This window comes from Ewingella sp. AOP8-B2-18 (genome assembly GCF_052376015.1).
Lineage (GTDB): Bacteria > Pseudomonadota > Gammaproteobacteria > Enterobacterales > Enterobacteriaceae > Ewingella > Ewingella allii.
Genome location: NZ_JBQSVB010000009.1, coordinates 87610 through 100284, shown reverse-complemented (window position 1 = coordinate 100284; position 12675 = coordinate 87610). Strand labels below are relative to the sequence as shown.

The following is a 12675-nucleotide window of genomic DNA, read 5'->3' as shown; positions in this document are numbered from 1 at the left end:
CATAAATTCGAGGTTCAGGCTGGGCTTAGTATTTGTCGATAAAGGTTTCTGGCAGCCAGCACTGGGCGCAGAGGCCTTGGGTATCTTTGCGATTGCTCAATTGCAGATTGCCGCCGTGCAGTGCGGCAATGCGCACAATGATATTCAGCCCCAGCCCGCTGCCACCGTAGCGCTGGTCAACGCGTTTGAAAGCCTGAGTAAGTTCACTGGCTGTCTGTTCATCAATTCCCGGGCCGTTATCTTCGACTTTTATCACTGCGCCCTGATTCTCACTCAGCAGGGTCAAGGTTATCTCACCACCCTCCGGGCCATACCTAAAGGCATTTTCCACCAGATTGCGCACCATCAGGCGTAATAGGATGGCGTCGCCCTGAATCACCCGCTTCTCAGGCAGGGAGTAGCGCAGAGACTGTTGGCGCAGGGTGAGCATCTCCTCCAGCTCCTCCTGCAGCGGCAGCACCACGTGCTCGACCAAGTCCACCTGATCATAATGCCCCTTCGCGAAGTTTTGCCCCGCCCGCGATAGCATCAGTAGCTGCTCGATAGTCAGCATCAGCTGATCGATGCGGCTAATCAAGGTCTTGCTGCCTTCCACACCTTTCTGCTCCATCAGCTCGAGATGCAAACGCACTCCGGCCAGCGGCGTGCGCAGCTCATGGGCTGCATCGGCGGTAAACAGCCGCTCTTGCTGAATGGTGTTGGAAAGCCGGGCAAAAAGCTGATTCAGCGCCTTAGTGACCGAGACGATTTCGCTAATTTCACTGTTAAGCGGCAGGGGGGATAAGTTGTCTGCCGAGCGAGTTTCCAGCCGATTCTGCAATTGGTTAAGTGGCCGAATGATCCAGCTTATAGCCCAGAAGGAGAGCAGCAGCGTGACGGCCATCATCAGTAGGGAAGGGGCAATCAGCGAGGCAATCGCCTCGGCTATCTCTTTCTCAACGTGGCTATTGCGCACCTTGGCAGAGAGCGTGTCGTTGACCAACAGGTTGATCTGTTCCTGACTCTCATGCCAAAGCCAAAATACGCTGGTGAGCTGAGTGACGAACAAGATCAGCGCCAGCATGACGAGCAGCCGACGCCGCATGCTGTTCATTCAGAGACCTCTAAACGATAGCCGTTACCGCGAATGGTGCGGATAACCTCTTTGCCTAATTTGCGGCGCAGGTTGTGCATATGCACTTCCAGCGTGTTGGAGCCGAGATCGTCATTCCAGGTGTAGAGATCTTGCTGTAGAAGTTCGCGATTCACGGTTTGGCCTGCCCGCATCATCAGCCGGGAAAGGATAGCGAACTCTTTCGGCGTCACTTCGACGGGAGCGCCATCTTTATAAACTTGCTGGGTGGAGAGGTTAATTTTGAGGTAGCCGACGATAACCTGATTATCGCTCTGCCCCTGATAGCGGCGGATTAAGGCTCTGACCCGCGCCAATAGCTCGACCAGCGCGAAAGGTTTAATCAGATAATCATCTGCACCGGCATCAAGGCCGTCTACGCGATCCTCAAGGGCATCGCGCGCGGTGAGGATCAGCACGGGGATGGAGATATGCTCCCGGCGCCACTGGCGCAGGAGAGAGGCGCCATCGCGATCGGGTAGGCCCAGGTCTAACACCACCAAGCTGTACTGGCTTGCCAGAATTAGGCCATGGGCCTCTGCCGCTGTCGATGCGCAATCACAAGCGTAATTCTCTCCGCTGAGGGCCAATGCCAGGCCCTGTCGTAAGAGTTCATCATCTTCAACGATCAGTAATTTCATCGTTTAGAACTCAGTTATTTTGATATACATCCCGATAGAGACGGCTTTCAAAACGAACCAACGGTGCTCTACGCGTGCGCTGATCTTCCGGCGGAACAGCATAGCCAGATAAGAACTGCACAAAGGCCATACGTTGGCCGCTGGCCGTCGTGATGAAGCCCGCGAGGTTATAAACGCCAGCCAGTGAGCCGGTCTTCGCAGAAACTTTTCCATCCACGCCCGCTTCGTGCAAACCGCCGCGATATTGCAATGTACCGTCATGGCCCGCCAGAGGGAGCATTGATATGAAGTTTAGCTCCTGATCGTGTTGAGCAATGTATTGCAGCACTTGCATCATGGTCGCAGGTGACAACAGGTCGTGGCGCGACAGGCCAGAGCCATCTACCTGAATAGAGTTACCTAAATCGATACCGGCTTTCTGGCGAAGGATCTGACGCACGGCGTCGGAGCCCGCACGCCACGTGCCCGGCACGCCAAAACGCTGGTGTCCTATGGTGCGGAACACGGTATCAGCAATCATGTTGTCCGATTTCTTCAACATGATGTGCAGCAAATCGTGCAGCGGCGCGGACTGCGTTTGGGCCAGAACCGTACCCACTGGCGTCGGCTGTGTCTGGCGCTTCAGCGTGCCGTCGATTTGGATCTCAGCCTGTTGCAGCTCATCTTTAATGATGGCACCGGCATAGCTCGCTCCGTCTTGAATGGCGAAGGCCAAAGGCAGAGGTTCGCTGCGCTGGGTCAGGCAGCCCGTCAGCGTGTAACGGTTGAGTTCGCCAGGCACCACGTCCAGCTCGCAATACTGCGCGTCAGGAGAGCCTTTCGCCAGCGTCCGCACTTCGCTAAACATGTGGACTGGATAGTATGATGCGACGCGAATGAAGGCGTTATCATTAGGTTTTGGCGCACTGTAGAGCGAAACCGAGAAGCAGTTTCGGTCGACAATCGCTGCCGCCGGTGGCGCGCTGAAGCACTGGGTTATATCGTTCCACGGCCAGCCCGGCGCTTTGTCATGGCTGGCGAAAACTGAGCTGTCGATGATCACATCGCCAGTGATTTGTTTGATGCCCTGCTTGCGTAATGCAGCCACCATATTGCGAATATTCTGACGCTTAAAGGTGGGATCTCCACCGAAACGCGCGACCAGATCGCCTTTCAGCACACCATCGCTGACGGTGCCTTTGGTTTCGAATGTGGTCGTAAACCGGAAATCCGGGCCTAGCTGGAGCAAGGCTGCCAGAGCGGTCAAAATTTTCATCGTACTGGCGGGCAAAGCCATCTGCTGCCCGTGATAGTCTATCGAAGGGGTTGTGGCTCCAATCTTCTGTACCAGTAACGCCAGGTTTGTACCGTCGGGCAGATACTCGGTGTAATTTTCGACCTGAGCTGCGTTTGCGTTCAAAACAAACGCGCAAGCTAATCCACTGACAATTTGTAAAAAACGCATTATTTTGAGTAAGGGCCTTGGGTAACTGCGGAATGACGTGCCGCCATACTACGATGCTACGAAGTGGGGTGCAACGAGGGCGAAACTAAACGATGACCCTCAGGGAACTCTACGTTAAAATACGTATCAAAATGCAAAACCAATCCTGACTTGGGTCTTTGACTCCGGGTTAGGTTTTTTTTGTTTTTAGCCAGAGAGAGTCGGTCAAGAGCACTGACTTATTTCTACCTGATTCGATCAGGACGGTGTTTACCGAAAGGACAAGTTAGAGGTAGTTAATATATGAAACCGATTCCGATGACATTACGTGGCGCAGAAAGATTACGTGAAGAACTTGATCATCTTAAGAGCGTTCGTCGCCCGAAGATCATTGCAGATATCGCCACTGCACGTGAACATGGTGACTTGAAAGAGAATGCTGAATATCACGCCGCTCGTGAGCAACAGGGCTTCTGTGAAGGACGTATTCAGGAGATTGAAGCCAAGCTTTCTAATGCTCAGGTTATCGACGTAACCAAAATGCCGGCAACGGGTCGCGTGATTTTTGGTGCCACGGTATCCGTGATGAACCTTGATACTGAGGAAGAGCAAAAATACCGCATCGTGGGTGATGATGAAGCAGATTTTAAGCAAAATCTGATTTCTGTTAACTCGCCTATTGCCCGTGGTTTAATTGGCAAAGAACAAGATGACGTCGTGGTGATCCGCACGCCAGGCGGCGATGTTGAGTATGAAGTGTTGAAGGTCGAATATCTTTAATCCGCCTCAGCCAACCTGAATAAAAGGTGCCATTCTTCGAGCTCGGCCCCCATTCAAAACTCTCACTTCCCGCGTGAATTACCTCACAGGGAAGTGAAAACTAACGTAAAAAGGCCGCGAGCGGCCTTTTATTGAAAGTAATAACGTGTCACCGTTCCACTTATCTACAGCGTTTTTCGTTAAACCTTAAACAATTAACGCGGTAAGATAATTTTGCGGTCTTCAGTCGAAGGGCGATAAAGTACCAGAATATTGCCGATGACTTGCACATTGCTCGCCTTGGTTTCACGCACAATAGCGTCAACAATCAAGGTCTTCGTTTCACGCTCTTCAGCGGCTACTTTCACTTTGATAAGTTCGTGGTGTTGCAGAGCCAGTTCGATTTCTGCGAGCACACCTTCGGTAAGGCCGTTATTACCTAGCATGACAACCGGTTTGAGTGGATGTGCCAGACCTTTCAGGTACTGTTTTTGCTTATTGTTAAGATTCATCGTCTTTTTTGCTTAAGTTGGGATTGAAAACGGGTCATTCTACCGCCATCTCATGGTTATCACCAAATCGGACTGCTTTGGCGCGAAGATTTGAGTGGCTTTAGCTATCGACGTAATGACGCTAAGAGCTTGTTCCAAATGCTCTATATGAGTGTTAATGGAAAATTAAATGGTTAATAAATAATGTCTAATAAAAAGCGTTCTGCAAGTTCCAGTCGCTGGTTGCAGGAACACTTTAGCGATAAATATGTGTTACAAGCACAGAAAAAGGGCCTACGTTCCCGCGCCTGGTTTAAACTGGATGAGATACAGCAAAGCGACAAACTGTTCAAACCAGGAATGACCGTGGTTGACTTGGGCGCTGCGCCGGGTGGTTGGTCACAATTTGCTGCCACCCAAATCGGGCATAAAGGCCGCATTATCGCATGCGATCTTTTACCTATGGATCCCATCGTTGGAGTCGACTTTCTTCAGGGCGACTTTCGTGATGAATTAGTTCTCAAAGCTCTGTTGGAAAGAGTGGGAGATAACAAAGTTCAGGTGGTCATGTCCGATATGGCCCCGAATATGAGCGGTACTCCGGCAGTCGATATTCCAAAATCGATGTATCTGGTTGAGTTAGCGCTGGATATGTGTCGTGATGTATTGGCACCAGGTGGAGGTTTCCTGGTGAAGGTGTTCCAGGGAGATGGCTTTGATGAATACCTACGGGAAATTCGCTCCCTTTTTACGAAGGTGAAGATTCGTAAGCCAGACGCTTCTCGTGCACGTTCGCGTGAAGTGTACATCGTAGCGACAGGGCGGAAACTGTAATACCCTAACGCTGTTTGTTAACACAGTTGTAATATGAGGTTAATCCCTTGAGTGACATGGCGAAGAACCTGATTCTCTGGTTAGTCATCGCGGTTGTATTGATGTCTGTATTTCAGAGCTTTGGGCCCAGCGAGTCTAATGGCCGTAGGGTAGATTATTCTACCTTCATGTCCGAATTGACCCAAGACCAGATTCGTGAAGCACGTATCAATGGACGTGAGATTGACGTTGTTAAAAAAGATAGCAACAAATACACGACCTACATCCCAGTTGATGACCCTAAATTGCTGGATACGCTGCTGAGCAAAAACGTGAAAGTTGTTGGCGAACCGCCAGAACAACCTAGCCTGCTGGCCTCTATCTTTATTTCATGGTTCCCGATGCTGTTGTTGATTGGCGTCTGGATATTCTTTATGCGGCAGATGCAGGGCGGCGGCGGCAAAGGGGCAATGTCCTTTGGCAAGAGCAAGGCGCGCATGCTGACGGAAGACCAAATTAAAACCACTTTTGCTGACGTCGCTGGTTGTGACGAAGCCAAGGAAGAGGTTAGCGAACTGGTAGATTACCTTCGCGAACCAAGCCGTTTCCAAAAACTGGGCGGTAAGATTCCAAAAGGCGTATTGATGGTCGGCCCCCCAGGTACCGGTAAAACCTTGCTGGCGAAAGCCATCGCGGGTGAAGCAAAAGTACCTTTCTTCACGATTTCCGGTTCCGACTTCGTTGAAATGTTCGTGGGTGTGGGTGCATCTCGTGTGCGCGACATGTTCGAACAAGCGAAAAAAGCAGCGCCATGCATCATCTTCATCGATGAGATTGACGCCGTAGGTCGCCAACGTGGTGCTGGTTTGGGCGGTGGTCACGACGAACGTGAACAAACGTTGAACCAGATGCTGGTTGAAATGGACGGCTTTGAAGGCAACGAAGGCATTATCGTTATTGCTGCAACTAACCGTCCAGACGTACTTGACCCAGCGTTGCTGCGTCCAGGTCGTTTTGACCGTCAGGTGGTTGTTGGCCTGCCAGATGTTCGCGGTCGTGAGCAGATCCTGAAAGTCCACATGCGTCGTGTGCCACTGGCACCAGATGTTGACGCATCTGTGATTGCACGTGGTACGCCGGGCTTCTCTGGTGCTGACTTAGCCAACTTGGTTAACGAAGCGGCTCTGTTCTCTGCTCGTGGCAACAAACGCGTTGTTTCTATGGTTGAGTTCGAGAAAGCCAAAGACAAAATCATGATGGGTGCGGAACGTCGCTCCATGGTGATGACCGAAGCGCAGAAAGAATCTACGGCATATCACGAAGCGGGCCACGCCATCATTGGTCGCCTGGTTCCTGAGCATGACCCAGTACACAAAGTCACTATCATCCCTCGTGGACGTGCTTTGGGTGTGACCTTCTTCCTGCCAGTAGGCGATGCGATTAGCGCCAGCCGTCAGAAGCTCGAAAGTCAGATCTCTACCCTGTACGGTGGTCGTCTTGCTGAAGAGATCATCTACGGTGTAGAAAAAGTCTCTACCGGTGCATCCAACGACATCAAAGTGGCGACCTCCATTGCGCGTAACATGGTTACCCAGTGGGGCTTCTCTGAGAAATTGGGTCCATTGCTGTACGCAGAAGAAGAAGGCGAAGTGTTCTTGGGTCGCTCAGTCGCGAAAGCCAAACACATGTCTGACGAAACTGCCCGTATCATCGATCAGGAAGTGAAATCTCTGGTTGAGCACAACTACCAACGTGCCCGTAAGCTGTTGATGGAAAACATGGACATCCTGCATTCAATGAAAGATGCATTGATGAAATATGAAACCATTGATGCGCCACAAATTGATGACCTGATGAACCGCAAAGATGTTCGCCCGCCAGCTGGCTGGGATGAGTCTAGCGCGAAAAATGGTAACGACAGTTCCAATGACGGTGGCGCGCCTAAAGCACCAACGCCAGTAGACGAACCGCGTACGCCGAATCCAGGCAACACGATGTGTGAACAATTTAGCGGCAAATAAGCCGGTAATTGTGTCCCATTGTCGACGTTGTGAATAAAAACCTCGGGCTTGCCCGGGGTTTTTTTATGCATAATGTACGGACGACACAGAATATTTATCAGAAGCGATAGGACACCAGCATGCTGCTAAACGCCCAAGGGGTTTCGTTAGACCTCAGATTTCCTCAGGTCATGGGGATCCTAAACGTTACGCCAGATTCTTTCTCTGACGGTGGTCGCCATAACCGCATTGATTTGGCACTGCAGCATGCTCAGGCCATGGTTGATGCCGGCGCAACGATAATCGATATCGGCGGCGAGTCTACTCGTCCGGGCGCGGCAGAGGTCAGCGAGGATGAAGAACTTTCCCGCGTCATCCCCGTGGTCGAAGCTATTTATCGCCGGATGGAAGTTTGGATATCCGTCGATACCTCGAAAGCCGCGGTTATCCGAGAGTCAGCCGCCGCTGGCGCCCACATCATCAATGATATTCGCTCTCTGCAAGAGCCTGGCGCCCTAGAAGCCGCTGCGGCGAGCGGCCTGCCTGTCTGCCTGATGCACATGCAGGGGCAGCCAAAAACGATGCAACATTCACCGAAATATGACGATCTGATTGGTGAAATCGATAGCTACTTCGCCGCACAAATTGCGCGTTGTGTGAGCGCGGGTATTCCGAAAAATAAATTGTTGCTCGACCCAGGCTTCGGTTTCGGTAAGAATTTAAACCACAACTACCAGCTGCTCGCAAGGCTGGCTGAATTCCACCATTTTGGGTTGCCATTACTGGTTGGGATGTCGAGAAAATCGATGATTGGGCAGTTACTCAATGTGTCCCCGGAAAATCGGGTGAGTGGAAGTATTGCCTGCGCCGTTATTGCTGCAATGCAGGGCGCGCAAATAATCAGAGTGCATGACGTAAAAGAAACCGTCGAGGCGATGCGTATCGTTGAGGCAACACTTTCAGCAAGGGAAGAATAAAAATTATGAGCAACCGTAAATACTTTGGTACAGATGGCATTCGTGGCAAAGTTGGCGAAAGCCCGATCACGCCTGATTTCGTATTAAAGTTGGGCTGGGCCGCAGGTAAAGTCCTCGCCCGCCATGGTTCGCGCAAAGTCATTATTGGCAAAGATACCCGCATTTCTGGCTATATGCTGGAATCAGCACTCGAAGCCGGCCTTGCTGCCGCAGGTCTTTCCGCCTCTTTCACCGGCCCAATGCCAACTCCGGCCGTTGCTTACTTGACCCGCACCTTCCGCGCGGAAGCAGGTATCGTCATTTCAGCCTCTCATAACCCTTATTATGACAACGGCATCAAATTCTTCTCCATCGACGGTACAAAGCTGCCTGACGATGTTGAAGAAGCCATTGAAGCCGAAATGGATAAGCCGCTGACCTGCGTTGAGTCGGCAGAGCTGGGTAAAGCCAGCCGCATTGTGGATGCCGCTGGCCGCTACATTGAATTCTGCAAAGGCACATTCCCAAGCGAACTGAGCCTGAATGGCCTGAAAATCGTGGTTGACTGCGCAAACGGCGCGACCTACCACATTGCGCCAAGCGTGATGCGTGAGTTAGGCGCGAAAGTGATCGCTATCGGCTGCGAACCCGATGGGATGAATATCAACGAAAAATGCGGCGCGACGGATGTTCGTCTGCTGCAAGAGCGCGTTCTGGCTGAAAAGGCCGATGTCGGTCTGGCCTTTGATGGCGACGGCGACCGTATCATCATGGTTGACCATGAAGGCAACAAGGTCGATGGCGACCAGATCATGTATATCATTGCGCGCGAAGGTCTGCGCCAGGGCCAGCTGAAAGGCGGCGTGGTGGGCACCTTGATGAGTAACATGGGTCTTGAGCTGGCATTGAAACAGCTAGGTATTCCATTCACTCGCGCCAAAGTTGGTGACCGCTACGTTCTTGAGAAGATGAAAGAGAAGGGCTGGAGCATTGGTGCCGAAAACTCAGGCCATGTGATCCTGTTAGATAAAACCACCACCGGTGACGGTATTGTGGCCGGTCTGCAAGTTCTGACCGCCATGGCGCGTAACCACATGAGCCTGCATGACCTGTGCAGCGGCATGAAATTACTGCCACAAGTGCTGGTTAATGTTCGTTTCGCCGGAACCCATGACCCGCTGGAAACTGAAGAAGTGAAAACCATTACTGCTGACGTTGAAAAACAGCTGGCAGGGCGTGGCCGAGTATTACTGCGTAAATCAGGTACTGAGCCGTTAATTCGCGTTATGGTGGAAGGTGAAGACGGCGCGTTAGTAGAAATGCTGGCTAACCGAATTGCTGATGCCGTAAAAGCGTCAAAGCCATAATTGAGTAACAGCACTGATTCTTAAAATAATTTGGGCCTTTTTTGAGCATGAAAAAGGCCCGAAATTTTTCTGACGCACAGACTTTGACAGCTTTTGACGTTTTTTTCCGCAAACGAACAATCCTCGTCAAATTGCCCTTGCGTCCCCATACACCTTTGGTTAGTATTCACACCCGCTTCAGTGGGTCATTGAAACCCACTAAATTGGTGAGAAGCATTTAGCATGCGGTGAACCCGCAAGGATACAGGTACTACTATGTACGAAGCTCTTCTGGTGATTTTCCTTCTCGTAGCAATCGGCCTGGTGGCTATGGTTATGCTGCAACAAGGTAAAGGTGCTGATATGGGAGCCTCTTTCGGAGCAGGTGCTTCTGGCACATTGTTCGGTTCGAGTGGTTCCGGTAACTTCATGACCCGTACGACAGCTATTTTAGCGGCGCTTTTCTTCGTTATTAGCTTGATCTTGGGCAACATGAGTACCCATAAGGGCCAGCAAGGTAGTGAGTGGGAGAACTTAGGTCAGCCAGCGAAAACTGAGCAGACGACAACTGCACCAGCGGCTCCTGCAGCGCCTAACAGTGATGTTCCTCATTAATCTGTAGATTGAATGTTATTGCTCTTATAAAGAAGTGGAAGTAAGCTTTTCAATCAATGGCTTATGCTTGGACAGTAGAAGCGATTGTGAAAAATAAGTGCCGAGGTGGTGGAATTGGTAGACACGCTACCTTGAGGTGGTAGTGCCCGAATGGGCTTACGGGTTCAAGTCCCGTCCTCGGTACCAATCTTTGTGATAACTTGCTTTTAAGCGGTTATCGGCGTAGTATTTGCCACGTTTTCGGACGCGGGGTGGAGCAGCCTGGTAGCTCGTCGGGCTCATAACCCGAAGGTCGTCGGTTCAAATCCGGCCCCCGCAACCACTTTCCCTAAGTGTTTATTTCAAATAGACTTTCAGTTTCCTCCTGTTATGTTCTGCAGTTTCAATTTGAAATAACACTTTCGAAAGTTGCGCCGAAGTCGCTTTTCGGCGAACAGGGTCCAGTTTCATAAAGCCCCGATTTATCGGGGTTTTTTGTTATTTGGCAGCAGAATCACTGGGCTATTAGGCCCTTTTTTTATGTCTTGGGGGTGGGCTTGTCCACATTAGAACAAAAATTAACAGAGATGATTTCAGCACCGGTTGAAGCATTGGGCTTCGAGCTGGTAGGCATCGAGTTCGTAAGAGCTCGCCAATCGACGCTACGCATCTATATTGATAGTGAAGACGGGATCACAGTTGATAATTGTGCTGATGTCAGCCACCAGGTTAGCGCCGTGTTGGATGTCGAAGACCCCGTCACTGTTGCATACAACCTGGAAGTTTCCTCTCCCGGTCTCGATCGCCCTATGTTTACCGCTGAACATTACCAACGTTTTCTCGGTGACGAGGTGAGTCTGGTACTGCGGATGGCTATGCAGAACCGTCGCAAATGGCAGGGAATTATTAAGGCTGTCGAAGGCGAAATGATCACGGTTACTGTGGAAGGCAAAGATGAAGTGTTCGCGCTGAGCAATATCCAGAAAGCGAACCTGGTACCCCACTTTTAAAGTTTGGATGAGGCAACTAGGATGAACAAAGAAATTCTGGCTGTTGTAGAAGCGGTTTCTAATGAAAAATCACTCCCGCGCGAGAAGATTTTTGAAGCGCTGGAAACTGCGTTATCGACAGCGACTAAGAAAAAGTACGAACAAGAAATTGAAGTCCGCGTCACCATCGATCGTAAAACTGGTGACTTTGACACCTTCCGCCGTTGGGTTGCTGTTGACGAAGTTACGCAACCAACGCGTGAAATCACCCTTGAAGCTGCCCAATACGAAGACCCTTCTATTGAATTAGGCGGTTACATCGAAGATCAGATTGAGTCTGTCACCTTCGACCGTATTACAACTCAGACCGCGAAACAGGTTATCGTACAAAAAGTACGTGAAGCTGAACGTGCGATGGTGGTTGAGCAGTTCCGCGAACAGCAAGGCGAAATCGTCACTGGCGTGGTTAAGAAAGTTAACCGTGATAGCATCGCTCTCGATTTAGGCAGCAATGCTGAAGCGGTTATTCTGCGCGAAGACATGCTGCCACGTGAAAACTTCCGCTCTGGCGACCGTATTCGTGGCGTGCTGTATGACGTCCGCCCAGAAGCACGCGGCGCACAGCTGTTCGTCAGCCGTTCTCGTAACGAGATGCTGATTGAACTGTTCCGCATCGAAGTACCAGAAATTGGTGAAGAGCTGATTGAAATTAAAGCAGCAGCTCGTGACCCAGGCTCTCGTGCCAAAATTGCCGTTAAAACCAACGACAAACGCATTGACCCAGTGGGTGCATGTGTTGGTATGCGCGGTGCTCGCGTGCAGGCCGTGTCTAGCGAATTAGGCGGCGAGCGTATCGATATCGTATTATGGGACGACAACCCTGCCCAGTTCGTTATCAATGCTATGGCGCCTGCCGATGTTGCTTCCATCGTGGTTGACGAAGACAAACACACTATGGATGTCGCTGTTGAAGCCAGCAATCTGGCTCAGGCGATTGGTCGTAATGGCCAAAACGTACGTTTAGCCTCTCAACTGAGCGGTTGGGAACTGAACGTTATGACTGCGGATGACCTGCAAGCCAAACATCAGGCTGAGGCTCATGCCGCGATTGAAACTTTCACCAAATATCTGGCTATCGACGAAGATTTCGCCACTGTCTTGGTAGAAGAAGGTTTCTCAACGCTCGAAGAATTGGCCTATGTGCCAATGAAAGAATTGCTAGAAATCGATGGCCTGGATGAAGACACGGTAGATGCTCTGCGCGAACGTGCGAAAGAAGCATTAACTACACTGGCTTTAGCTCAGGAAGAAAGTCTCGGCGACAATAAGCCTGCAGAAGATTTGCTGAACCTGGCGGGTCTGGAACGTAGCATGGCATTTAAACTGGCTGCACATGGGGTTTGTACGCTGGAAGATCTTGCCGAGCAGGGTGTCGACGATCTGGCGGATATTGAAGGTCTTAGTGACGAACAGGCTGGTGAACTTATCATGGCCGCGCGCAATATCTGCTGGTTTGGCGACAATGCGTAATAAACTGTAGCAGGAAGGAACA

11 protein-coding genes, 2 tRNA genes and 1 pseudogene are annotated in these 12675 nt (G+C 50.9%); 10 read left to right on the top strand and 4 right to left on the bottom strand.

Annotation, left to right across the window (positions count from 1 at the left end; all coding sequences use genetic code 11):
• Positions 1-25: 25 nt before the first annotated feature.
• The 3 genes from pmrB to dacB are packed head-to-tail and all read right to left on the bottom strand — an operon-like array spanning position 26 to position 3196.
• Positions 26-1093, bottom strand: coding sequence for a two-component system sensor histidine kinase PmrB (gene pmrB, locus ACT3RR_RS17370; protein WP_353500674.1), 1068 nt, complete (start codon positions 1091-1093; stop codon positions 26-28).
• Positions 1090-1752, bottom strand: a complete 663-nt coding sequence (gene pmrA / locus ACT3RR_RS17365) for a two-component system response regulator PmrA (RefSeq protein WP_353500675.1) — start codon at positions 1750-1752, stop codon at positions 1090-1092. Before pmrA ends, pmrB begins: the two co-directional genes overlap by 4 nt.
• Positions 1753-1762: 10 nt before the next feature.
• Positions 1763-3196 (bottom strand): serine-type D-Ala-D-Ala carboxypeptidase, encoded by a 1434-nt coding sequence (gene dacB / locus ACT3RR_RS17360; protein WP_396132294.1) that lies wholly within the window; start codon positions 3194-3196, stop codon positions 1763-1765.
• A gap of 282 nt (positions 3197-3478) precedes the next feature.
• Here dacB and greA point away from each other — a divergent pair, with 282 nt between their 5' ends.
• Positions 3479-3955, top strand: coding sequence for a transcription elongation factor GreA (gene greA, locus ACT3RR_RS17355; RefSeq protein WP_353500677.1), 477 nt, complete (start codon positions 3479-3481; stop codon positions 3953-3955).
• Positions 3956-4149: 194 nt separating this feature from the next.
• Here the strand turns inward: greA and yhbY are convergent, their stop codons facing one another.
• Positions 4150-4446, bottom strand: a complete 297-nt coding sequence (gene yhbY, locus ACT3RR_RS17350; protein ID WP_034795256.1) for a ribosome assembly RNA-binding protein YhbY — start codon at positions 4444-4446, stop codon at positions 4150-4152.
• Between the two features lie 183 nt (positions 4447-4629).
• Here yhbY and rlmE point away from each other — a divergent pair, with 183 nt between their 5' ends.
• The 9 genes and pseudogenes from rlmE to nusA all read left to right on the top strand — a co-directional run bounded on the left by rlmE (position 4630) and on the right by nusA (position 12653).
• Positions 4630-5259: a 23S rRNA (uridine(2552)-2'-O)-methyltransferase RlmE gene (gene rlmE, locus ACT3RR_RS17345; RefSeq protein ID WP_034795258.1), complete on the top strand. Its 630-nt coding sequence runs from the start codon at positions 4630-4632 to the stop codon at positions 5257-5259.
• A 56-nt stretch (positions 5260-5315) separates the two neighbouring features.
• A complete protein-coding gene (gene ftsH, locus ACT3RR_RS17340) occupies positions 5316-7259 on the top strand; it encodes an ATP-dependent zinc metalloprotease FtsH (protein WP_353500678.1) in 1944 nt (647 codons plus the stop codon).
• 119 nt (positions 7260-7378) lie between these two features.
• A pseudogene (gene folP / locus ACT3RR_RS17335) lies at positions 7379-8234 on the top strand (dihydropteroate synthase).
• On the top strand, positions 8221-9561 hold the full coding sequence (glmM, locus tag ACT3RR_RS17330; protein ID WP_496200823.1) for a phosphoglucosamine mutase: 1341 nt from the start codon (positions 8221-8223) through the stop codon (positions 9559-9561). Before folP ends, glmM begins: the two are co-directional and overlap by 14 nt.
• A 255-nt stretch (positions 9562-9816) precedes the next feature.
• Entirely contained in the window at positions 9817-10155 is a 339-nt protein-coding gene (gene secG / locus ACT3RR_RS17325; protein WP_034795265.1) for a preprotein translocase subunit SecG, read from the top strand.
• 99 nt (positions 10156-10254) lie between these two features.
• Positions 10255-10341: transfer RNA gene (locus ACT3RR_RS17320), tRNA-Leu, on the top strand.
• Positions 10342-10400: 59 nt separating this feature from the next.
• Positions 10401-10477 (top strand) — tRNA-Met (locus tag ACT3RR_RS17315).
• A gap of 214 nt (positions 10478-10691) precedes the next feature.
• The gene (rimP, locus tag ACT3RR_RS17310; RefSeq protein ID WP_072009938.1) at positions 10692-11144 is read left to right on the top strand and encodes a ribosome maturation factor RimP; all 453 of its coding nucleotides are present in this window, start codon (positions 10692-10694) and stop codon (positions 11142-11144) included.
• A 21-nt stretch (positions 11145-11165) separates the two neighbouring features.
• Entirely contained in the window at positions 11166-12653 is a 1488-nt protein-coding gene (gene nusA, locus ACT3RR_RS17305; protein ID WP_034795271.1) for a transcription termination factor NusA, read from the top strand.
• The last annotated feature ends 22 nt before the right edge of the window (positions 12654-12675 follow it).